Below are 21,144 nucleotides of genomic sequence, written 5' to 3' on the forward strand. Positions count from 1 at the left end.
GCTCCGAGTTCACTCGTACGACGAGGTGTCAGACCTCGACCACGACCGGCAGGATCATCGGCCGACGGCGGTAAGTGTCCGAGACCCATTTGCCCAGCGTGCGGCGGATGAGCTGCTGCATCTGATGGGGTTCGACGACGCCGTCCTGGGCCGACTTCTCCAGGACCTCGGTGATCCTCGGGAGGACGTCGCTGAAGGCGGAGTCGTCGATGCCCGAACCGCGAGCCTGGATGTGCGGACCGCCGGTGATCTTGCCGGTACTGGAGTCCATCACCACGAAGACCGAGATGATGCCCTCGTCGCCGAGGATCTTGCGGTCCTTGAGCGCGGGCTCGCCGACATCACCGACGGAGAGGCCGTCGACGTACACGTACCCGGCCTGGACCTTGCCCGAGATCTTGGCCTTGCCCTCGACGAGGTCGACGGCGACGCCGTCCTCGGCGATGACGATGCGGTCGTGCGGGACGCCGGTGAGGGCGCCCAGCTCGGCGTTGGCGCGTAGGTGGCGCCATTCGCCGTGTACTGGCATCAGGTTCTTGGGCCTGCAGATGTTGTAGAAGTACAGGAGCTCGCCGGCTGAGGCGTGGCCCGAGACATGCACCTTGGCGTTGCCCTTGTGGACGACGTTGGCGCCCCAGCGGGTCAGACCGTTGATGACGCGGTAGACCGCGTTCTCGTTGCCGGGGATGAGTGACGACGCCAGGATCACCGTGTCGCCCTGGACGATACGGATCTGGTGGTCCCGGTTGGCCATCCTCGACAGGGCTGCCATGGGCTCGCCCTGCGAACCCGTGCAGACCAGCACGACCTCGCCGTCCGGTAGGTCATCGAGCGTCTTGACGTCGACGACCAGGCCCGGCGGGACCTTCAGGTACCCGAGGTCTCGGGCGATGCCCATGTTGCGGACCATCGAGCGGCCGACGAAGGCGACCCTGCGGCCGTATTCGTGGGCGGCGTCGAGGATCTGCTGGATGCGGTGGATGTGGCTGGCGAAGCTGGCCACGATGATCCGTTTGCGGGCGTTCGCGAAGACCTGCCGCAGCACATTCGAGATGTCGCGCTCGGGCGGGACGAAGCCCGGAACTTCGGCGTTCGTCGAGTCCGAGAGAAGGAGGTCGATGCCTTCCTCGCTCAGGCGCGCGAACGCGTGTAGATCTGTGAGGCGGCCGTCCAGCGGGAGCTGGTCCATCTTGAAGTCGCCGGTGTGCACCACCATGCCCGCGGGAGTGCGGATGGCGACCGCGAGGGCGTCCGGGATGGAGTGGTTGACCGCCACGAACTCGCAGTCGAAGGGGCCGATGCGCTCGCGGTGACCCTCCGCGACTTCGAGGGTGTAGGGGCGGATGCGGTGCTCCTGGAGCTTCGCCTCGATGAGGGCGAGGGTCAGCTTGGAGCCGATCAGCGGGATGTCCGGCTTCTCGCGCAGGAGATAGGGGACACCGCCGATGTGGTCCTCGTGGCCGTGCGTGAGGACGATGCCCTCGATGTTGTCGAGGCGGTCCCTGATGGACGTGAAGTCCGGCAGGATCAGGTCGATTCCGGGCTGCTCCTCCTCGGGGAAGAGCACTCCGCAGTCGACGATCAGCAGTCGGCCGCCGTACTCGAAGACCGTCATGTTTCGGCCGATTTCGCCGAGCCCGCCGAGTGGGGTGACCCGGAGGCCGCCCTCGATGAGCTTCGACGGGGGGTTGAGTTCAGGATGCGGATGACTCAAAAGACTCTCTCCTCACCACACGCGCCACGTACCTGGCAGGGCACGTGGCGCGCATGACGTTCGTGCATTAGCAGTTGTCTGGGTGGTGCAGGCCTTTGGCCTGCGTGGTCGTACGTATTCAGTTGTGAAGTCTGTGATCAGAGCTGTACCCCGCCGGCGGCAAGATCGATCTTGAGCTGGGCGGTCTCCTCGGGCGAGAGTCCGACCATGGGCAGGCGCAGCGGTCCGGCGGGCAGGCCCTGGAGGGCGAGCGCGGCCTTGGTGGTCATGACGCCCTGGGTGCGGAACATGCCGGTGAAGACCGGCAGCAGCTTCTGGTGGATCTCGGTGGCCTTCTGGACGTCGCCGCTGATGTACGCGTCGATCAGGGCCCGCAGGTCGGGGGTGACGACGTGACCGACGACGGAGACGAAGCCGACCGCGCCCACAGAGAGCAGCGGCAGGTTCAGCATGTCGTCGCCTGAGTACCAGGCGAGGCCGGAACGGGCGATGGCCCAGCTGGCGCGGCCGAGGTCGCCCTTGGCGTCCTTGTTAGCGACGATACGCTGGTGCTCGGCCAGGCGCACGATCGTTTCCGAGTTGATCGGTACGCCGCTGCGGCCCGGGATGTCGTAGAGCATGACCGGGAGTTCGGTCGCGTCGGCAATCGCCGTGAAGTGCCGGTACAAACCCTCCTGCGGGGGCTTGTTGTAGTACGGCGTGACCGCGAGGAGGCCGTGCGCGCCCACCTGCTCGGCGGTGCGGGCCAGTTCGATGCTGTGGTGGGTGTAGTTCGTGCCGACGCCGGCGACGACGTGGGCACGGTCGCCGACCGCTTCCAGTACCGCCCGTACGAGATCCGATTTCTCCGCATCGCTGGTGGTCGGGGACTCGCCGGTGGTGCCGTTGATGATCAGGCCGTCGTTGCCTGCGTCCACCAGGTGGGTGGCGAGCCGCTGCGCGCCGTCCAGGTCGAGTGTTCCGTCCGCCGTGAAAGGCGTGACCATTGCGGTGAGGACCCGCCCGAAGGGGGTCTGCGGAGTGGAGGTCGGAGCCATGGGTAACACGCTACTCGCTGCTCAGCGCGCGGTCTGCCCTCGGGTCGGGCGACAAGTCGCGACAAAGGTGGAACCCGGCACTGCCTGCTCGGGGGTTCAGGCAGTGCCGGGCCCGTTTGATCAGGCTAGATGAACAACTCGAAATGCCGCAATACAGACACTTCGCCCGATCGACCCGTACATCTGTGCCGGATGCTGCAATGGAGTGCGCTACGGCGCGACCCGACCGTTGGCGTTGAACGCGGCGTACGTGAGGGGCATGAGCTGCGCCCATTCCGCCTCCATCTTCTCGCCGACCATCTCGATCTCCCGCTGCGGGAAGGACGGCACCTTGGCGAGCTCGTGCTGCGTGCGCAGGCCGAGGAAGTGCATCAGCGAACGGGCGTTGCACGTCGCGTACATCGACGAGAACAGGCCCACCGGGAGGACCGAGCGGGCCACCTCGCGAGCGACACCGGCGGCGAGCATCTCCTGGTACGCCTCGTACGCGTAACGGTACGAGTCCGCCATGACGCGGCCCGTGAGCTCCTGCTGGGCCTGGGTGCCCTCCACGAAGACGTACTTGCCCGGGCGGCCCTCCTGGACCAGCTTGCGGGACTCGTCCGGGACGTAGAAGACGGGCTGGAGCTCGCGGTACCGACCCGACTCCTCGTTGTAAGACCAGCCCACGCGGTGGCGCATGAACTCGCGGAAGACGAAGATCGGGGCGTTGATGAAGAAGGTCATCGAGTTGTGCTCGAAGGGGCTGCCGTGCCGGTCCCGCATCAGGAAGTTGATCAGGCCCTTGGAGCGCTCGGGGTCCTTCTTGAGCTCGTCCAGGGACTGCTCCCCGAGGGTCGAGACGCGGGCGGCGAACAGCACGTCGGAGTCGGCCGCGCTGTGCTTGACCAACTCGACGGTCACATCGCTGCGGAAGCTGGGCTTGAGGTCGTCGGCGGGGCTGTCGGTCACGGCTTGCGGAGTCCTTCCCATCACTGGCGCGGGCGGCGCCCACTCTACGGCCCGGCACCGACAAGGGGGCGTTCGGTAGCGGGCCGCGACATTCTTCGCCGAACTTCTGCGAATTCGGTGAAACGGGGCACCTTTTGGGGCGTTCGGTCGTCTGTCTTGGTGAGCACGATCCGTTCGAGTCCCCCGAGGAGAAGCAGTTCCCATGTTCCGTCGGCGCGAGCCTGTTCCGTTCGCCTTCATCGCCGAAGCCGACAAGTACCGCAGCAATGTCACTCCCCCGCCCCGCGAGCGTGCCTCCGTCTCAGAGATAGCCGGGCGCTGGCTCATCGGCCTCACCGTCGTCGCCGGGCTCGTGGGCTCCCTGCTCTTCGGGATGCCCGCGCTGTCGCAGAACCAGTCACCTGCTCAGACCCAGCAGTCCGAGGCCTCGAACAGCCGCTGAGAGCCACTGACAGCCGGGGGCTCATCCGGACCCCCGAGGGTGGTGAGCAGGGACATGGCTAGGTAGCCTCACCAGGCACAGACCGTGCGTGGATTGAGTGAGGATCAGTCGTGCCCCTGCCCTTCCTGACGGCCGACCGCGCGTTCGACGAGGTGGCGGACGATCTCCCGCTGCCGTTCGACGACCGTGACCGCTGGCGGCGCCCCTACCGGCCCGGTCCGTGGCGGGTCGCCATGGCAGCGCTCCTGCTGCTGCTCGCCTCGTACGTGCTGTTCGCGGCGGTCATCATCGCGGTGGCCGGCACGCTGGGCGCGGGCGCGATCGTCTTCGGCGTGGCGCTGTTCGTCATCGGCTGTGCGCTGCGGCTGTTGCGGGTGGGCGCGTGGGTGAGCGCCCAGGGGCTGCGTCAGGTGCGCTTCTTCAGTACGCGTACGGCGCCTTGGGCACAGGTCGTGGAGGTGCGCACGGTGCAGCAGCCGGTGCGCTGGCTCGGGCTGCCGCGCACGGTGCAGGGGCAGGCGCTCGTCCTCGTCCGCCGGGACCGGGCGGGCGACGAGCCGACACCGTTGCTGACCACGCACAACGCGGACTTCCTGGGGCGCCCGGCGGCCTTCGACCGGGCGGCGGACGGCGTCGAGGTGTGGGCGGACGAGTACCGACACAGGTGATCAGCAGCACGAAAGGGGCCGGTCCGCGCAGGGCCGGCCCCTTCGTCGTACCTCTCAAGCTCAGGCCTGCACAGGCCTGCCCTCGCGCAGGGCGATGGCGCGCTGCATCGCCTTGCGGGCGCGCGCGGTGTCGCGGGCGTCGTGGTAGGCGATCGCGAGGCGGAACCAGCTGCGCCAGTCGTCCGGGGCGTCCTCGGTCTCGGCCTTGCGGCGGGCGAAGACCTCGTCGGCCGAGTCGCGGTCGATGCGGCCGGCCGGGGTGCGCTTCAACTCGTCGACGGGCAGGCCGCCTTCGGCGTCGAGTTCGGCGGCGAGCTGGTTGGCCTTCCGGACGAACTGCGTGTTCTTCCAGAGGAACCACAGGCCGATCACCGGCAGGATGAGGACCGCCACCCCGAAGGTGACCGTCAGGGCCGTGCCGGTCTCGATGAGCATGACCCCACGGCTGCCGACCAGGACGAAGTAGACGACGAGGACGGCGGCCGTGACGGCGTACGTGATCTTCGCGCGCATGGTTGTCGTCCGACCGCTCAGTTCAGGTCCAGGAAGTGTTCCAGGCCGAAGGTGAGGCCGGGGGTGTCCACGACGCGGCGTACGGCGAGCAGGATGCCCGGCATGAAGCTGCTGTGGTGCAGCGAGTCGTGGCGGATGGTGAGGGTCTCGCCCTCCCCGCCGAGGAGTACCTCCTGGTGCGCGAGCAGCCCGCGCATCCGCACCGCGTGTACGGGCACCCCTTCGACGTTCGCCCCGCGGGCGCCGTCCAGTGCCGTCACCGTGGCGTCGGGCTGGGGGGCACTGCCCGTGCGCTCCCGGGCCGCGGCGATGAGCTGGGCGGTGCGCGTGGCGGTGCCGCTCGGGGCGTCCACCTTGTTCGGGTGGTGCAGCTCGACGACCTCGACGGACTCGAAGTACGGCGCGGCGACCTCCGCGAACTTCATGGTCAGCACGGCGCCGATGGAGAAGTTCGGGGCGATGAGCACGCCCGTCTCCGGAGAGGCGGCCAGCGAGGTGTTCAGCTGCGCGAGGCGCTCGTCGGTCCAGCCGGTCGTGCCGACCACGGCGTGGATGCCGTGGCGTACGCAGAAGTCGAGGTTGCCCATGACCGAAGCGGGCGTGGTCAGTTCGACGACGACCTGGGCGCCGGTATCCACCAGCGTCTCCAGTTTGTCGCCGCTGCCGAGGGCGGCCACCAGTTCCATGTCCTCGGCCGCCTCGACGGCTCGTACCGCCTCGGATCCGATGCGGCCCTTGGCGCCGAGGACCGCCACACGCAGCTTGCTCATGTTCTTGATTCCTTAGTCGAGGGCTGTCGAGGACGTACGCGACCGTCGCGGACCTACGCGACCGCTTCGTCCAGCCGGGATGCCTGCTTGTCCTTGAGCGGGCCGATGACCGACAGCGAGGGCCGCCGGCCCAGGATGTCGCGGGCCACGTCCCGTACGTCGTCGGGGGTGACCGCGGCTATCCGGGCCAGCATGTCGTCGACCGACATCTGCTCGCCCCAGCACAGCTCACTCTTGCCGATGCGGTTCATGAGCGCACCCGTGTCCTCCAGGCCGAGGACGGTGGAGCCCCTCAGCTGGCCGATGGCGCGGCCGATCTCGTCGTCGGACAGACCGTGCTCGGCGACCTGGTCGAGCTCGTCACGGCAGATCTTCAGTACGTCGTGGACCTGGCTCGGCCGGCAGCCCGCGTACACCCCGAAGAGTCCGCAGTCGGCGAAGCCCGAGGTGTACGAGTACACGCTGTAGGCCAGGCCGCGCTTCTCGCGGACCTCCTGGAAGAGGCGGGAGGACATGCCGCCGCCGAGCGCGGTGTTCAGGACCCCCATGGCCCAGCGGCGGTCGTCGGTACGGGGCAGGCCGGGCATGCCGAGGACGACATGGGCCTGCTCGGTCTTGCGGCCGAGCAGTTCGACGCGGCCCGCGGTTCGGATGGCGCGCGAGCCGTCACGCGGGGCCATGGGCGTGGCGTCCGGCTGCTTCAGGGCGCCGGCCTTCTCGAAGGCGGCACGGACCTGGCGTACGACCTTGTCGTGGTCGACGTTGCCCGCGCAGGCGACGATGAGGTGCGTCGGGTCGTAGTGCCTCTTGTAGAAGCGGCGGATGCGGTCCGCGGTGAGGGCGTTGACCGTGTCGACCGTGCCGAGGACCGGGCGGCCGAGAGGCGTGTCGCCGAGCATGGTGTGCGCGAACAGGTCGTGTACGCAGTCGCCCGGGTCGTCCTCGGTCATCGCGATCTCTTCGAGGATCGCGCCCCGCTCGACGTTCACGTCCTCTTCGAGGATCAGCGAACCGGTGAGCATGTCGCAGACGACGTCGATGGCGAGGGGGAGGTCGGCGTCGAGCACGCGCGCGTAGTAGCACGTGTACTCCTTCGCCGTGAAGGCGTTCATCTCGCCGCCGACCGCGTCGATGGCGGAGGAGATGTCCATCGCGCTACGGCGGGAGGTGCCCTTGAAGAGCAGGTGCTCCAGGTAGTGCGTGGCACCGTTCAAAGCCGGCGTCTCGTCGCGGGAGCCCACATGCGCCCAGATGCCGAAGGTGGCGGAGCGCACGGAGGGCAGCGTTTCGGTGACGACGCGCAGGCCTCCGGGGAGGGTGGTCTTGCGTACCGTACCGATGCCGTTCTGGCCCTGGATCAGGGTTTGGGTACGGGCGACGGCCCGCGCCTCGGAGGAGGAGCGGGCCGTCGCCGTGGAGCTATGAGACGTCACTTGTCGGTGTCGTCCTTCTTGTCGTCGTTCTCTTCGCCCTCGATGACCGGGATCAGGGAGAGCTTGCCGCGGGAGTCGATCTCGGCGATCTCGACCTGGACCTTGGCGCCCACGCCGAGCACGTCCTCGACGTTCTCCACGCGCTTGCCGCCGGCGAGCTTGCGGATCTGCGAGATGTGCAGCAGACCGTCCTTGCCGGGGAGCAGCGAGACGAACGCGCCGAAGGTGGTCGTCTTGACGACCGTGCCCAGGTAGCGCTCGCCGACCTCCGGCATGGTCGGGTTGGCGATGCCGTTGATCGTGGTGCGGGCGGCCTCGGCGGAGGGTCCGTCGACCGCGCCGATGTAGATCGTGCCGTCGTCCTCGATCGTGATGTCGGCGCCGGTGTCCTCCTGGATCTGGTTGATCATCTTGCCCTTGGGGCCGATGACCTCGCCGATCTTGTCCACGGGGATCTTGACGGTGATGATCCGCGGGGCGTTCGGGGACATCTCGTCCGGGGTGTCGATCGCTTCCATCATCACGTCGAGGATGTGGAGGCGGGCGTCACGGGCCTGCTTCAGGGCCGCGGCCAGGACGGAGGCCGGAATGCCGTCCAGCTTGGTGTCGAGCTGGAGCGCGGTCACGAACTCCTTCGTGCCGGCGACCTTGAAGTCCATGTCGCCGAAGGCGTCCTCGGCACCGAGGATGTCCGTCAGCGTCACGTAGTGCGTCTCGCCCTCGATCTCCTGGGAGATGAGGCCCATGGCGATACCGGCGACGGGGGCCTTCAGCGGCACACCGGCGTTCAGCAGCGACATGGTGGAGGCGCAGACCGAGCCCATCGACGTCGAGCCGTTCGAGCTGAGGGCCTCGGACACCTGACGGATGGCGTACGGGAACTCCTCGCGCGTCGGCAGCACCGGCACGAGCGCGCGCTCGGCGAGGGCGCCATGGCCGATCTCGCGGCGCTTCGGGGAGCCGACGCGGCCGGTCTCACCGGTGGAGTACGGCGGGAAGTTGTAGTTGTGCATGTAGCGCTTGCGGGTCACCGGGGAGAGGGTGTCCAGCTGCTGCTCCATGCGGAGCATGTTGAGGGTGGTGACGCCCAGGATCTGGGTCTCGCCACGCTCGAACAGCGCGCTGCCGTGGACCCGCGGGATCGCCTCGACCTCGGCGGCCAGCGTACGGATGTCCGTGACGCCGCGGCCGTCGATGCGCTTCTTCTCCTTGATGACGCGCTCACGGACCAGGGACTTGGTCAGCGAGCGGTACGCGGCGGAGATCTCCTTCTCGCGGCCCTCGAACTGCGGGAGCAGCTTCTCGGCAGCGAGCGCCTTCACGCGGTCCAGCTCGCTCTCGCGCTCCTGCTTGCCCCCGATGGTGAGGGCCTGCGAGAGCTCGTCCTTGACGGCGGTGGTGAGCGCCTCCAGGACGTCGTCCTGGTAGTCGAGGAAGATCGGGAACTCGCCGGTCGGCTTGGCGGCCTTCGCGGCGAGGTCGGCCTGGGCCTTGCAGAGCACCTTGATGAAGGGCTTCGCGGCGTCCAGACCGGCGGCGACCAGCTCTTCGGTCGGCGCCTCGGCGCCACCCTTGACGAGCTGGATGGTCTTCTCGGTGGCCTCGGCCTCGACCATCATGATCGCGACGTCGCCGTCCTCCAGGGTGCGGCCCGCGACGACCATGTCGAAGACGGCGTCCTCGAGCTCGGTGTGCGTCGGGAAGGCCACCCACTGACCGCGGATCAGCGCGACGCGGACGCCGCCGATCGGGCCGGAGAAGGGCAGACCGGCCAGCTGCGTGGACGCGGACGCGGCGTTGATCGCCACGACGTCGTACAGGTGGTCGGGGTTGAGCGCCATGATCGTGGCGACGACCTGGATCTCGTTGCGCAGGCCCTTCTTGAAGGACGGGCGCAGCGGGCGGTCGATGAGACGGCAGGTGAGGATCGCGTCCTCGGAGGGGCGGCCCTCACGGCGGAAGAAGCTGCCGGGGATCTTCCCGGCCGCGTACATCCGCTCCTCCACGTCCACCGTCAGGGGGAAGAAGTCGAGCTGGTCCTTGGGGTTCTTGGAGGCCGAGGTGGCCGACAGAACCATGGTGTCGTCATCGAGATAGGCCACGGCGGAGCCGGCGGCCTGGCGGGCCAGACGGCCTGTCTCGAAACGGATGGTGCGGGTGCCGAAGGAACCGTTGTCGATAACGGCCTCGGCGTAGTGGGTCTCGTTCTCCACTAGCGTTTTCTCCGATACTTTTCGTCTTTCGTCCCGTCCCGCCCGTGTGGCGGGTGGACGTCGGAGAAGCGCTCCGTCTGGTGCGGGCCGGTCTTCGATCGAAGCACCCGGGGTTCGCATTCTCCCGGGGGCCACTACCGAGGACCGGCGGCGGCGAGGTGCGCTCCTCCTCGTTCGGTTGTGGTGTCCGCGCCGTCGCTGTGCGCTGTCGCGGGACCACGTCGTGTCGTACGTCTTGCGTTGTGCTACCACACTACAAAGGGGCGGTGACACTCCGCACGTACAGCAAAGGGAGCGGCCCCCTGTGCATGGGAACCGCTCCCTTCACGGCGTCTTACCGGGCGCCCGCCGCGCCACGGCGGATGCCGAGGCGGTCGACCAGCGTACGGAAGCGCTGGATGTCCTTCTTGGCGAGGTACTGCAGCAGGCGGCGGCGCTGACCGACCAGGATCAGCAGACCACGACGGGAGTGGTGGTCGTGCTTGTGGGTCTTGAGGTGCTCGGTCAGGTCCGAGATCCGGCGCGAGAGCATGGCGACCTGGACCTCGGGGGAGCCGGTGTCGCCCTCCTTGGTACCGAACTCGGACATGATCTGCTTCTTCGTAGCGGCGTCGAGCGACACGCGTACTCCTCGTAGTCTTCTTTGATAGCCACCGAGTGCCCCTGGTCCACTTCTCAGGGGAGCTTCCGTTACTCGGGAGGCGGGGATCCGCTGGGCGCGTCCTCCAGGGCCCTTGGGGGCGGTCCGGGGGTGCGTACACATACGGCCGTTACACAGGGTACCAGGAGGTTGCAGGCCCACTGACCAGGGTTCCGGGAGCCCTGAGAGGCCGGGGTCCGTCCCAGTAAGGTGACGCGACAAGTCGTTCGTAGGTCGGGAAGGGGTCGCTTCGCCATGGCCGAGGCAGAGGACAAGGACGTCAAGGCGCGCAAGGAGCGGGAGAAGAACGAGCTCTACGCCCTCGACATCTCCGGGGTCGAATGGCACAGCGCGCCGGGTACGGAGGAGCACGAGGAGAGGGTCGAGATCGCCTATCTCCCCAACGGCGCGGTGGCCATGAGGTCGTCCCTCGATCCGGACACGGTTCTGCGCTACACGGAGGCGGAATGGCAGGCCTTCGTACTGGGCGCCCGGGACGGGGAGTTCGACCTGGAGCCGGCTCCGCACAACGGAGGCCTCTCGGCGGAGTAGCCGCTCGGGGTACGACGAGAGCTCGCGGCCACGGTGGCCGCACAGGGCCGACGGGACTCGCGTCTCGTCGGCCCCTCGGCGTTCGCCGTCTCCTTCAGAGGCTCATGCCACGCTTTCGATCCCCAAGACGGCCCGTACGGGATCCCGTCAGCTCGTCATCGACCGAGCCGTCGCGTACACGTCGAAGACGGCCAGTGCCAGCGGTACCAGGGTCAGCAGCACGAAGCCCTCGGCGATCTCCAGGAAGCGGCCCCAGAACGGGGTGAGGCCGCCGCGGGAGACGATCAGGCCGATCGCTGTGACGAGGGCGGCCACCGCGGCGATCGCCGCGACGAGCCAGATGGTCCGGAGGTCGAGGTCGGCGCGGTCGATCGCGTTCGGCGGGTTGAGCGCCAGTCCCAGGCCGAGCAGCATGAGCGAGGCGAGGCCGCCGGCCAGGACGGGGGCGACCTGGGCGGTGTAGCGGAAGAGGTGGGCGCGCATCAGCAGGGCCACGCCGGTCGCGAGGGCGAGGAGTTGGGCCCAGACGTTCGAGGAGAAGCCGAGGACGGCCGAGGAACCGACGGCGATCAGTGCGCAGCCGCCCACCAGACCGACCAGGAGTTCGTGTCCGCGCCGTGCCTTGGCGGCGACCCGCTCGGCGTCGACCGGCTCCTGAGGGGTGGGGTCGGCGTCGTACGCGCTGCGCGGGGTCGTGTCCGGGGTGTCGAAGCCGATCGGGAGCCGGGCGAAGCGCATCGACAGGCCCGGCAGGAAGGCCAGGCCTCCCACGGCGATCGGGGCGCACAGCGCGCCGATCTCGGCAGGCGTCCAGTCGGCGAGGGTCGCCGCGAACAGGGCGAGCAGGCCGATGGCGGAGGCGAAGACGAAGGCGACGAACGGGCCGTCCCCGCTCGGCGAGCACAGGGTGAGCAGCACCGAGGCGAGCAGCACCGCCGCACAGGCGAGGAGGAACTGGAGCTTGCCGATGCCCTGTCCGTCGGCGAGCGGCAGGAGACCCGAGCCGCCCACGCCGACGTTGGGCAGGGCGCCGAGTCCCAGGGCGATGGCCGAGGCCCGGTCGGCGTAGACCCGGGCGCGTACGCACGCGAGGACGACCAGGAGGACACCGGCGACCCCGGCGAGGATGCCGGGCAGGCTGTGCATGTCGTGGTGCGGGTCGCCCGTCCAGGCCACGAAGGCGAGCAGGACCGCGAGTACGCCTCCTCCGACGAGGCCCGCGGCGCGCGTCAAGTCGTCGCTCCACAAGGCACGTTCGCGGGTCACGGCGGAGGCGACCGCGTCGGAGACGTCGTCGAAGACGGCGGGGGGCAGTGACTCGGAGAAGGGGCGCAGCGTGAGGAGTTCGCCGTCGAGGATGCGCTGGGCGGCGAAGGAACGGGCACTGTCGAGGACGGTGCCGTCCCGGCGGACCAGGTGGTAGCCGACGGGTGCGCTCTGGGCCGGGCTCTGCTGGGAGAGCCTGAGGATCTCCGGATAGATGTCCGCGACCGGGATGTCGTCGGGCAGCGCCACGTCGATCCGGCTGTCTGGCGCGACGATGGTGACCCGGCAGAAGCCGAGACCCGTGCCCGTCCCGGCAGGAGTTCCCGTACCGGGTCCTCCTCCGGTGACTGCCGCGGAGGCCGTCATGCTCACCTGCTGCTCCCCCTCAGTGATGATTCTGTACCTGCGGTTTGGACATCCTGCGCCGTTTTTCCCGCCCCTTGTGACCGCCGATGCGGCGAGGTGGCGAGAACGGTGCCGTCGTGCCGCTGCCAGGATTCCGCTTCCCGCCGGATCACACGGAATGCCCCATTGCTCTGGCTCAACTCGCGTGTGCTGACGCGAACATGGGGCACCCTACCGCCCTCTTGCCTCAGCTGAAGTCAGTAGGATCACCCGGCGGCTGCGTCCGCCCGACACGGGGCGGCGGACGGACTCTCGGGCCGGTCAAGAGAATGGGTGACAGTGAGCCACATCGTCGTGAAGCGCCCACCTCGGGTGCTGCCGTCCGAAGTGTCCACGCGGGAGATCGTCCTGCAGCCTCCGCCCGAACTGCCGCGGGGGCAGCAGGAAGGCATGCTGATGCAACTGCTGCCCATGCTGGGCATGGGCGGCTCCGTGGTGTTCTTCTTCATGCCCAACGCACATCCCTTCATGAGGATCATGGGCATGATCATGATCGCTTCGACGATCGCCATGGGCGTCGCGATGGCGATCCGCTTCCGCCGCGGCAACCAGGGGCAGTTGGCGGACATGCGCCGCGACTACCTGAGCTACCTGGCGCAGACCCGTCGCACGGCAGTCGACACGGCGAAGGCTCAGCGCGACGCGCAGTACTTCCTGCACCCCTCCCCCGAGCAGCTGTGGGCCCTGGTCGCCGAGGGCAGCCGCGTCTGGGAACGCCGCCCCGGCGACGAGGACTTCGCCCAGGTCCGCATCGGCCTCGGCTCGCAGTCCCTCGCCAGCACCCTGGTCGCCCCCGAGACCGGCCCCGTCGAGCAGCTGGAGCCGCTGACCGCGGGTGCGATGCAGCGTTTCCTCGCCGTCCACAGCACCCTGGACGACTTGCCGATGGCGGTCTCGCTGCGCGCGTTCTACCACGTGACGATCAGCGGCGAACCGCAGTCCGTACGGTCCTCAGCGCGGGCCATGGTCGGCTCGCTGGCCGCGCTGCACTCCCCCGAGGATCTGCTCATCGTGGTCACGGCGGGCCGCGAGGACCTGCCCCACTGGGAGTGGGCCAAGTGGCTGCCGCACGTCCAGGCACCCGGTGCCGTGGACGGCGCGGGCAGCCGCAGGCTGATCGACAGCGACACCCGCGAACTGGAGAACCTGCTCGCCACCCGGCTGACCGGCCGTCCGCGCTTCCACCCGAACGCGGCACCGCTGCCGGAGGAGCCCCACATCGTCGTCGTACTCGACGGTCGCTCCCTGCCCCCCGACTCGGTCCTGGCCAACCCCGAAGGACTGCAGGGCGTCACCGTCCTCGAGGTCGTTCCCGGCGAGCTGACCACGGGCGGCGGCGAGCTCTCCATCGTCGTACGGCCCGAGGCACTGCACCTGGAGTCCGCGCACGGCGTCGCCTACGAAGGGACTCCCGACGCCCTCTCGTACGAATCCGCCGAGGCCCTCGCCCGGCAACTCGCCCCGCTGCGGATGGCCACCGGCGGCGACGACGACGAACCGCTGCTCGCCAACCTGGAGTTCACCGACCTGCTGAACCTCGGTGACGCGGCATCAGTCGACACCCAGCGCACCTGGCGGCCGCGTTCGCTGGCCGAGCGGCTGCGCGTGCCGATCGGTGTCGGCGAGGACGGACGCCCCGTGATGCTGGACCTCAAGGAGGCCGCGCAGGAGGGCATGGGCCCGCACGGCCTGTGCGTGGGCGCCACCGGCTCCGGCAAGTCGGAGCTGCTGCGCACCCTGGTGCTGGGCCTGGCGGTCACCCATTCGTCGGAGACGCTGAACTTCGTCCTGGCGGACTTCAAGGGCGGCGCGACCTTCGCCGGTATGGCGCAGATGCCGCACGTGGCGGCCGTCATCACCAACCTCGCCGACGACTTGACCCTGGTCGACCGCATGGGCGACTCCATCCGCGGTGAACTCAACCGCCGCCAGGAGATGCTGCGCGACGCGGGCAACTACGCCAACATCCACGACTATGAGAAGGCACGCGCGGCGGGTGCGGCGCTGCAGCCCATTCCCTCTTTGGTGTTGGTGATCGACGAGTTCAGTGAGTTGTTGACGGCGAAGCCGGACTTCATCGAGATGTTCGTGCAGATCGGCCGTATCGGCCGGTCGCTGGGCGTGCATCTGCTGCTGGCGTCGCAGCGACTGGAAGAGGGTCGCCTGCGCGGCCTGGAGACCTACCTGTCGTACCGGGTCGGTCTGCGTACCTTCTCCGCCGCGGAGTCCCGGGCGGCGATCGGCGTCCCGGACGCCTACGAGCTGCCGAACGTCCCGGGCTCCGGCCTCCTGAAGTTCGGCACGGGCGAGATGGTGCGCTTCAAGGCGGCGTACGTCTCCGGCGTGTACCGCTCCGGCACACAGCGGGCGTCGCTGGGCGGCGGCCCCCTGCCGGTGGACCGGCGGCCGGTGCTGTTCACAGCGGCCGAGGTGCCGGTGCAGTACGCGCCGGTGCCGCAACAGCGCTCTTCGGCTCCGGACGGTCCGGAGGTCGACGACGCGCTCGCCGACACCGTGCTGGACGTGATCGTGCGCCGACTGGAGGCGCAGGGCCCGGCGGCCCACCAGGTGTGGCTGCCGCCGCTGGACAGCCCGCCGTCGCTGGACGGGCTCCTGCCCGGCCTCACGGCGGTGCAAGGCCGCGGCCTCACGCAGCCGGACTACGAAGGCGCCGGCCGCCTGGTCGTACCGGCGGGCCTGGTGGACAAGCCATACGAGCAGCGCCGCGACCCGCTCTGGGTCGACTTCTCCGGCGCGGCCGGCCACATGCAGATCCTCGGCGGGCCGCAGTCCGGCAAGTCGACACTGCTGCGGACCCTGATCTCGGCGTTCGCGCTCACGCACACGCCGTACGAAGTCCAGTTCTACGGCCTCGACTTCGGCGGTGGCGGCATGTCGGCGGTGGCCGGACTGCCGCACGTGGGCGGAGTCGCCTCGCGCCTGGATCCGGAGCGGGTGCGGCGGACGGTGGCCGAGGTGTATGGGGTGCTGACGCGGCGTGAGGAGTACTTCCGTTCGTCGGGCATCTCGTCGATCGCGGAGTTCCGGGCGCGGCGGGCCCGAGGCGAGATCTCGGTCACGGATCAGCCGTGGGGTGATGTGTTCCTGGTCATCGACGGCTGGGGCAACTTCCGTGCGGACTACGAGGCGATGGACCAGGTGATCCTCGACATCGCGTCGCGTGGTCTCGGTTACGGCATCCACCTGATCCTGACGGCCTCACGCTCCATGGAGGTCAGGGCCAACCTCAAGGACCACCTGATGAACCGCCTCGAGCTGCGGCTCGGCGACACGATGGACTCCGAGCTGGACCGCAAGGTGGCCGCGAACGTACCGGCGGGCGTACCCGGCCGCGGACAAGCCCCGCAGAAGCTGCACTTCATGGCGGCGGTGCCGCGCATCGACGGTCTGACCTCCGACACGGATCTGGCGGACGCCACGGCGGCGCTGGCCACCGAGGTCTCCCGGCACTGGCAGGCGCCCGGCGCGCCCGAAGTCCGGTTGCTGCCACGCGAGTTCCCATCCGAGCAGCTGCCTCCGGGCGACCGCTTCCCGCGCCGCGGCGTCGCCTTCGCCCTCGACGAGGACAACCTCGAACCGGTCTTCGTCGACTTCGAACAGGACCCGTTCTTCCTGGTCTTCGGCGAGAGCGAGTCGGGCAAGTCGAACCTGCTGCGGCTGCTCATCAAGCAGGTGACGGAGCGCTACTCGGGCGACGAGGCCAAGCTGTTCGTCATCGACAACCGCCGCGCACTGCTGGACGTGACGCCGTCCTCCCACCTGGCCGAGTACATCCCCATGTCCAACGCCATGGACCACCACGTGACCGCCCTGGCCGGCCTCATGGAGCGCCGCACACCAACGGCCGACGTGACCGCGCAGCAGCTACGGGACCGGAGTTGGTGGAGCGGGCCGACGGTGTTCGTCGTCATCGACGACTACGACCTCGTGGCCACGTCGAGCGGGAATCCGCTGGCTGGGTTGACGGAACTGTTGCCGTTCGCCCGGGACGTGGGAGTGCGGTTCATCATCGCGCGGTCGACGGCGGGCGCGGGGCGGGCGGCGTACGAGGCGTTCATGCAGCGCGTCAAGGAGCTGGGGGCGCAGGGGGTTGTGCTGGCCGGCGATCCGGGCGAGGGGGACCTGCTGGGTGGGGTTCGGCCGCGGCCGATGCCTGCGGGGCGGGGGATCTTTGTGTCTCGGCGGCGGGGGAAGCCGTTGGTGCAGGTGGGGTTGGTGGCGGAGAGGGTTTATTGAGGTGGGGCGAGGGCGAGTGGAGTTGTCGTACGTGGCGTACTTGGCGTCGGGAGGGACGTTCTGATGGTCGGTCTGGGGATCTTCATGATCCTTTTGGCTCTATGGCTCGCGGGGCTCGGCGCGGCCGACCAGCGGGCGCTGTGGTGGCGGTTCCAGGCACGTCGGTTCCGGGACCCTGAGGCGAACGAGCCGTCGGACTCGGCGTATCGGTCGAAGCGGATCGTGGCGTTCGTCTGTGCTGCCCTGATGGTGGGGATGGCTGTGTGGACGTTTTCGCTGGCTGCTCAGATGTGACTTCAGGAGGAAGTGGGGGTGAGATCCGTGAAATAGCTCGACTCGCTTGAACCGAGCTCGCGGATCTGGCCTGTTGGAAGTTCGGCAGAATGGTCCGTCCATCGGACGGGCTGAACGGGGACACAGGGAAGGGGTCTGCGCGATGGCGTGGGACGAGTGGGAACAGCTCAAAGCCGAGGCCGCTGCTAGACAGTCCGCTGGCATGCGCCTCAACCAGCTTCCGGCGGATCCTGGAGGCAGCAGCGGCGACCAGAGTGGGTTGAGGGTGAACCAAGATGACCTGGGCGCGGTCGGCCACGAGGCCTTCATTCTGCATGACCAGCTCAGAACGCAGGCAGACATAGGGACAGAAAAGGACGGTTCCGGGCCCACGATGCAAGCTGGCGCGGCCCTCAAGAGCCATAACTTCGCCCTCGGTTCCGAACTCGTGACCACCGTCTCGATGTGGGACAGCCAGCTCAAGCACCTGCTGCAGTCCTGCGCCCACATCTCCAACCACCTGAACTACTCGAAGGCGCTGCACGCCAACGACGACGCGGAGATCGCCGCGTCCGTGCGCGACCGCGTCGGTCAGGCCTTGCCCGTGTCCGAGCTCGCCAAGTACTTCAAGTAGGGGGACCAGTGGCCACCCTCACCTACAAGGACGTTGCCGAGGTCGACCTCGGCAAACTCGGCACGGCCGTGGCCGACTGGGAGAAGGCGGTCGATGACCTCAAGAAGCTGGCGTCAAGCGCTGAGAACCGCATGCTGGCTAGGTCGGAGGCGGCACGGTGGGCCGGGGTCAACGCGACGGTGACCCGGGACTTCGTGAAGCAGGTGACCAAGGAGTTCACCGACGCCCACGCCCAGGCGCAAACCATCTTCCGTCTCATCAACGACGCGCACCAGGACCTCGTCGAGATCCAGAGGAAGATGAAGACCGCGCTGCAGGAAGCCGACGCCCTCGGGCTACGGATCGAGGACCTCGGCGGCGGCCAGGTCCGCTGGTTCTTCCCGCACGTCCGCGGGGACAGCGACGAACGCACCCAGGAACAGCTCACCTCCGCCCAGTCGGTAGCCGACCGCGTCGCCAGCCTCACGGCCAACGCCATGGAGATCGACGCCTCGGTCACCGGCGCTCTCTCGAAGGCCCACGGCAAGGACCCGGCCAACTTCGGCCACAAGAACTACGACTCCCTTGACGACGCCCAGTCCGAGCGAGCGGTCGAACTCGCCAAGCGCGGACCGGAGATGACGGGCAAGGAGCTCACCGAGCTCAACCGCCTCATGAAGTACAACGCGAAGGACTCGGACTTCTCCACGGCCTTCTACCAGGGCCTCGGCGGCCCGAAGCAGGCACTCGAGTTCTTCGGCCAGATGTCGATCGACAGTGTGTACGTAGATGAAAAGGGCCGCCAGGCCATGACTCAGGAGCTGCAGCGGAACCTGGGCACGGCGCTCGCGTCGGCCACGGATCCCGACAACAAGACCCACCTTCAGGCGAGTTGGGCGAACGAGTTCCGCAAGCTCGGCACGGAACGCATTCCCATGACGAAATACGACCAGAATCCCCCGTACGGTTATCAACTACTCGGCGGGATCATGCGGTACGGCGAGTACGACGCGAGGTTCCTGAACCCCATAGCGGAGCATGTGGTCCAGCTGCACCAGAAGGACCCCATGATGTTCGCCGACTCGAAGTTCGCGATCGGGACAGGGGACCAGCACCCGTTCAACCCGTCCGGCAAGAACGGCGCCGGGTTCGACCCGGTCACCGGCATGCTCGAAGCTCTAGGTCACAGCCCGGAGGCCGCCAAGGAGTTCTTCACCGCCGACCCGAAGTCCTATGCCGAGGATGGGACGCTCAAGAACGAGGCCCCTGACCTGGGTAAGGGCAAGGACGGCCAGCCGATCACGAACTACCTCGACTACTTCGCCAACGACAAGTACCAGATGTTCCCGGACATCGTCGGCCACGCCCCGGACGACGCGGAGAAAGCCTTCACCTACGTCAACGACTCGTTCGGGCACGCCCTGGAGGCGGCAACGCTCGGGCACGCATACGACGACTCGACGCCTCAGCTCGTACGCGACGAGAAGAGCGCCCAGATTATGGAGCAGGTCGTCGAAACGTACGGCGGCGACGCCGAACTGCTCAAGAAGCAGGAGGTGCTCTCCGACAGCCTGGGGCGGATGGGTGCCGGGTACATCGACGACATCAACTGGGCGTTGAACGAGAATACCTCGGACAGCATCTTTGCGCCGACAAGGAACTACGACGGACATGCGGAGTTCGGGCGAGACGGCGCGCGGGACTTCCTGACGGCTCTGGGCCAACATCCGGGCGCCTACGCAGAGGTCTCCGCTGCGGAGAAGGTCTACACGACGAGTGTTCTGAGCGCTCAGGTCTCCGAAGACGGGACGATCAATGAGCCCGCGTCCCGCGAGGTCGTGCGCACGGGCGCGCACGTGCAAGGCATGCTCGACCAGTCCCGAGCAGACCAGGTAACGGCTGAGAACATCAAGAAGGACGAGGATTACAACAAAGCCCTTGAAGAAAGGGCCGGCTGGATCGAGCTCGGCGTCGGGGTGGGAGTGGCTGCCGGCGCGGCCTTCCTGCCACCCGTCGCCGCCGTTGGAGTGGCGGCCACCCTGATTCCCGTCGCCATGGACGCAGGTCCAGAAGTGGTGGAGCAGGTGCTGGGGAACGTGATCGGCGACTGGGCGGAATCCCAGCAGCAGGACAGCGGGGAGGACTCTCAAAAGCAGCGAGATGCCATTTACCATGCGGGCGAATACAACGCCGAAGTCCCTATGAAAGAGTTCATTCTCCGGAATGGGATCAATCGCGACAACAGTGACTTCGGCCAGGACCTAGAGGAAGCATGGCACAGTGGATATGACAGCGGAACAGCACGTGCAACCCAACAGGGCCAGCACCCGCAGACAGGGGAGTAGGAGAATGGGGCTGTCCCGTAGGTTGTTTGGCGCAGGGGCACCGCTGGCCGCGTTCGTCCTGCTCGTGGGATGCGGTAGCAACGATGAGGGCTCAGGTGACGAGCCGGTGAACGCTGCATCCCTCTGCGAGGGGAATCTCTCGACGAAAGCGCGTGGTGCGATGGAGCTCATCGCCGGCACCAAGGAATTCCTGCCTCTTGACAGCAGCAGCGCGAAGCGGGCAGCCGAGGACATCGTCGATGACTATCTGCTGGGTAGCCTCAACAAGGAGCGCGACGTCTGCCGGATCCACGCGCCCGGCACCACCGAAATCGCCGAGATCACGGTGCAATTCTCCCTGGACGATGGACGATTCCTGTCAGGTTCCGGCGATGATCCTTCCTTTAAGGCGTACGGCATCGGTCGGAAGGCCCTGGCTTCACCCAATAAGGCGGTCCTCTACGTCGAGTGCAGCAGTGCGAAGCTGAGCGACACTTCCGCTACCCTGCTGCGGGGTGAGTTGCTCAACAGAGACTCGCCCGAGGGCGATGCCGAGGACCTGCGCCGGGCAAACCTGACCGTTCTCCACTCGGTCGCTCTCGCGCTCACCAAGGAACTCGGCTGCGCGGACAACGCGGGGTTGTCGACTGAGCCGTCATTTACGTGAATCAGACGGGAATGCCAGTCTGCCGTAGATTTCCAGAATCTCGCGATTTTCCGAAGGAGCTGCCGCGCTATGTGGATGGTTGAGACAAGCGGGGCGCCGTGAAGGACGAGGAGATAGTCGCGCACTTCGACGGCCGTGGCCGCGTGCACCTGCAGTTTCCCTACACCACGAGTGCCGAAAAATGTCGCCGCATGATGGCAATTGCGCACGCGCTCGGCTACAAGCCGCTGTTTACCGACACACTCGGCCGCCGAGAATTCCCCCGCTTCTACGAACGCGACGACGCTCCCGACGCCCGCCACCGGGCCGATCAAACCGTCGAACGGCTGCGTTCAGGCGGCCCAGTGCTGCCAGCCGTCGAGCCACCTCCACCCCCGCTGCCGCCCCCGGCCCCACCCCTCACACC

Annotated in this window: 17 protein-coding genes and 1 pseudogene; 9 read left to right on the forward strand and 9 right to left on the reverse strand. The window is 67.9% G+C overall.

Features of this window, described 5'->3' with window-relative positions:
- Positions 1 to 28: 28 nt before the first annotated feature.
- From ACYVO6_RS20245 to thyX, 3 genes are all read right to left on the reverse strand, one after another.
- Complete coding sequence (locus ACYVO6_RS20245) at positions 29 to 1,714, reverse strand: ribonuclease J (protein WP_461063014.1); 1,686 nt, start codon at positions 1,712 to 1,714, stop codon at positions 29 to 31.
- A gap of 137 nt (positions 1,715 to 1,851) precedes the next feature.
- Entirely contained in the window at positions 1,852 to 2,751 is a 900-nt protein-coding gene (gene dapA / locus ACYVO6_RS20250; protein ID WP_461063016.1) for a 4-hydroxy-tetrahydrodipicolinate synthase, read from the reverse strand.
- 210 nt (positions 2,752 to 2,961) lie between these two features.
- Entirely contained in the window at positions 2,962 to 3,702 is a 741-nt protein-coding gene (thyX, locus tag ACYVO6_RS20255) for an FAD-dependent thymidylate synthase (RefSeq protein WP_461063018.1), read from the reverse strand.
- 202 nt (positions 3,703 to 3,904) lie between these two features.
- On the opposite strand from thyX, the gene ACYVO6_RS20260 reads away from it, so the two are divergent.
- Positions 3,905 to 4,144 (forward strand): hypothetical protein, encoded by a 240-nt coding sequence (locus tag ACYVO6_RS20260; protein ID WP_461063020.1) that lies wholly within the window; start codon positions 3,905 to 3,907, stop codon positions 4,142 to 4,144.
- A gap of 110 nt (positions 4,145 to 4,254) precedes the next feature.
- Positions 4,255 to 4,812: a PH domain-containing protein gene (locus tag ACYVO6_RS20265; RefSeq protein ID WP_461063022.1), complete on the forward strand. Its 558-nt coding sequence runs from the start codon at positions 4,255 to 4,257 to the stop codon at positions 4,810 to 4,812.
- Positions 4,813 to 4,872: 60 nt separating this feature from the next.
- Here the strand turns inward: ACYVO6_RS20265 and ACYVO6_RS20270 are convergent, their stop codons facing one another.
- The 5 genes from ACYVO6_RS20270 to rpsO form a co-directional block, all read right to left on the reverse strand.
- Positions 4,873 to 5,325, reverse strand: coding sequence for a tetratricopeptide repeat protein (locus ACYVO6_RS20270; protein ID WP_352377714.1), 453 nt, complete (start codon positions 5,323 to 5,325; stop codon positions 4,873 to 4,875).
- A 17-nt stretch (positions 5,326 to 5,342) separates the two neighbouring features.
- On the reverse strand, positions 5,343 to 6,095 hold the full coding sequence (gene dapB, locus ACYVO6_RS20275; protein WP_461063024.1) for a 4-hydroxy-tetrahydrodipicolinate reductase: 753 nt from the start codon (positions 6,093 to 6,095) through the stop codon (positions 5,343 to 5,345).
- Positions 6,096 to 6,148: 53 nt separating this feature from the next.
- On the reverse strand, positions 6,149 to 7,528 hold the full coding sequence (locus ACYVO6_RS20280) for a M16 family metallopeptidase (protein WP_461063026.1): 1,380 nt from the start codon (positions 7,526 to 7,528) through the stop codon (positions 6,149 to 6,151).
- Positions 7,525 to 9,741 (reverse strand): polyribonucleotide nucleotidyltransferase, encoded by a 2,217-nt coding sequence (locus ACYVO6_RS20285; RefSeq protein WP_461063028.1) that lies wholly within the window; start codon positions 9,739 to 9,741, stop codon positions 7,525 to 7,527. Before ACYVO6_RS20285 ends, ACYVO6_RS20280 begins: the two co-directional genes overlap by 4 nt.
- 334 nt (positions 9,742 to 10,075) lie before the next feature.
- Positions 10,076 to 10,363 carry a 30S ribosomal protein S15 gene (gene rpsO, locus ACYVO6_RS20290; RefSeq protein ID WP_386350059.1) on the reverse strand — a complete coding sequence of 96 codons (288 nt, stop codon included), beginning with the start codon at positions 10,361 to 10,363 and terminating at the stop codon, positions 10,076 to 10,078.
- A gap of 273 nt (positions 10,364 to 10,636) precedes the next feature.
- Between rpsO and ACYVO6_RS20295 the strand changes: the two genes are divergently transcribed.
- Positions 10,637 to 10,933 carry a DUF397 domain-containing protein gene (locus tag ACYVO6_RS20295; RefSeq protein WP_165268132.1) on the forward strand — a complete coding sequence of 99 codons (297 nt, stop codon included), beginning with the start codon at positions 10,637 to 10,639 and terminating at the stop codon, positions 10,931 to 10,933.
- A gap of 147 nt (positions 10,934 to 11,080) precedes the next feature.
- Here the strand turns inward: ACYVO6_RS20295 and eccD are convergent, their stop codons facing one another.
- Positions 11,081 to 12,571, reverse strand: a complete 1,491-nt coding sequence (gene eccD, locus ACYVO6_RS20300; RefSeq protein ID WP_461063031.1) for a type VII secretion integral membrane protein EccD — start codon at positions 12,569 to 12,571, stop codon at positions 11,081 to 11,083.
- Positions 12,572 to 12,883: 312 nt separating this feature from the next.
- Here eccD and eccCa point away from each other — a divergent pair, with 312 nt between their 5' ends.
- From eccCa to ACYVO6_RS20330, 6 genes and pseudogenes are all read left to right on the forward strand, one after another.
- Positions 12,884 to 16,861 carry a type VII secretion protein EccCa gene (gene eccCa / locus ACYVO6_RS20305; RefSeq protein ID WP_461063033.1) on the forward strand — a complete coding sequence of 1,326 codons (3,978 nt, stop codon included), beginning with the start codon at positions 12,884 to 12,886 and terminating at the stop codon, positions 16,859 to 16,861.
- A gap of 63 nt (positions 16,862 to 16,924) precedes the next feature.
- Positions 16,925 to 17,155, forward strand: coding sequence for a hypothetical protein (locus ACYVO6_RS20310; RefSeq protein ID WP_461063035.1), 231 nt, complete (start codon positions 16,925 to 16,927; stop codon positions 17,153 to 17,155).
- Positions 17,156 to 17,297: 142 nt separating this feature from the next.
- Positions 17,298 to 17,768, forward strand: coding sequence for a hypothetical protein (locus ACYVO6_RS20315; RefSeq protein WP_461063037.1), 471 nt, complete (start codon positions 17,298 to 17,300; stop codon positions 17,766 to 17,768).
- 8 nt (positions 17,769 to 17,776) lie between these two features.
- Entirely contained in the window at positions 17,777 to 20,092 is a 2,316-nt protein-coding gene (locus ACYVO6_RS20320) for a hypothetical protein (RefSeq protein ID WP_461063039.1), read from the forward strand.
- A gap of 4 nt (positions 20,093 to 20,096) precedes the next feature.
- Positions 20,097 to 20,738 (forward strand): hypothetical protein, encoded by a 642-nt coding sequence (locus ACYVO6_RS20325; RefSeq protein WP_461063041.1) that lies wholly within the window; start codon positions 20,097 to 20,099, stop codon positions 20,736 to 20,738.
- Between the two features lie 98 nt (positions 20,739 to 20,836).
- Positions 20,837 to 21,144: pseudogene (locus ACYVO6_RS20330) on the forward strand (hypothetical protein); the annotation flags it as partial.

Source organism: Streptomyces pseudoechinosporeus, assembly GCF_054783935.1.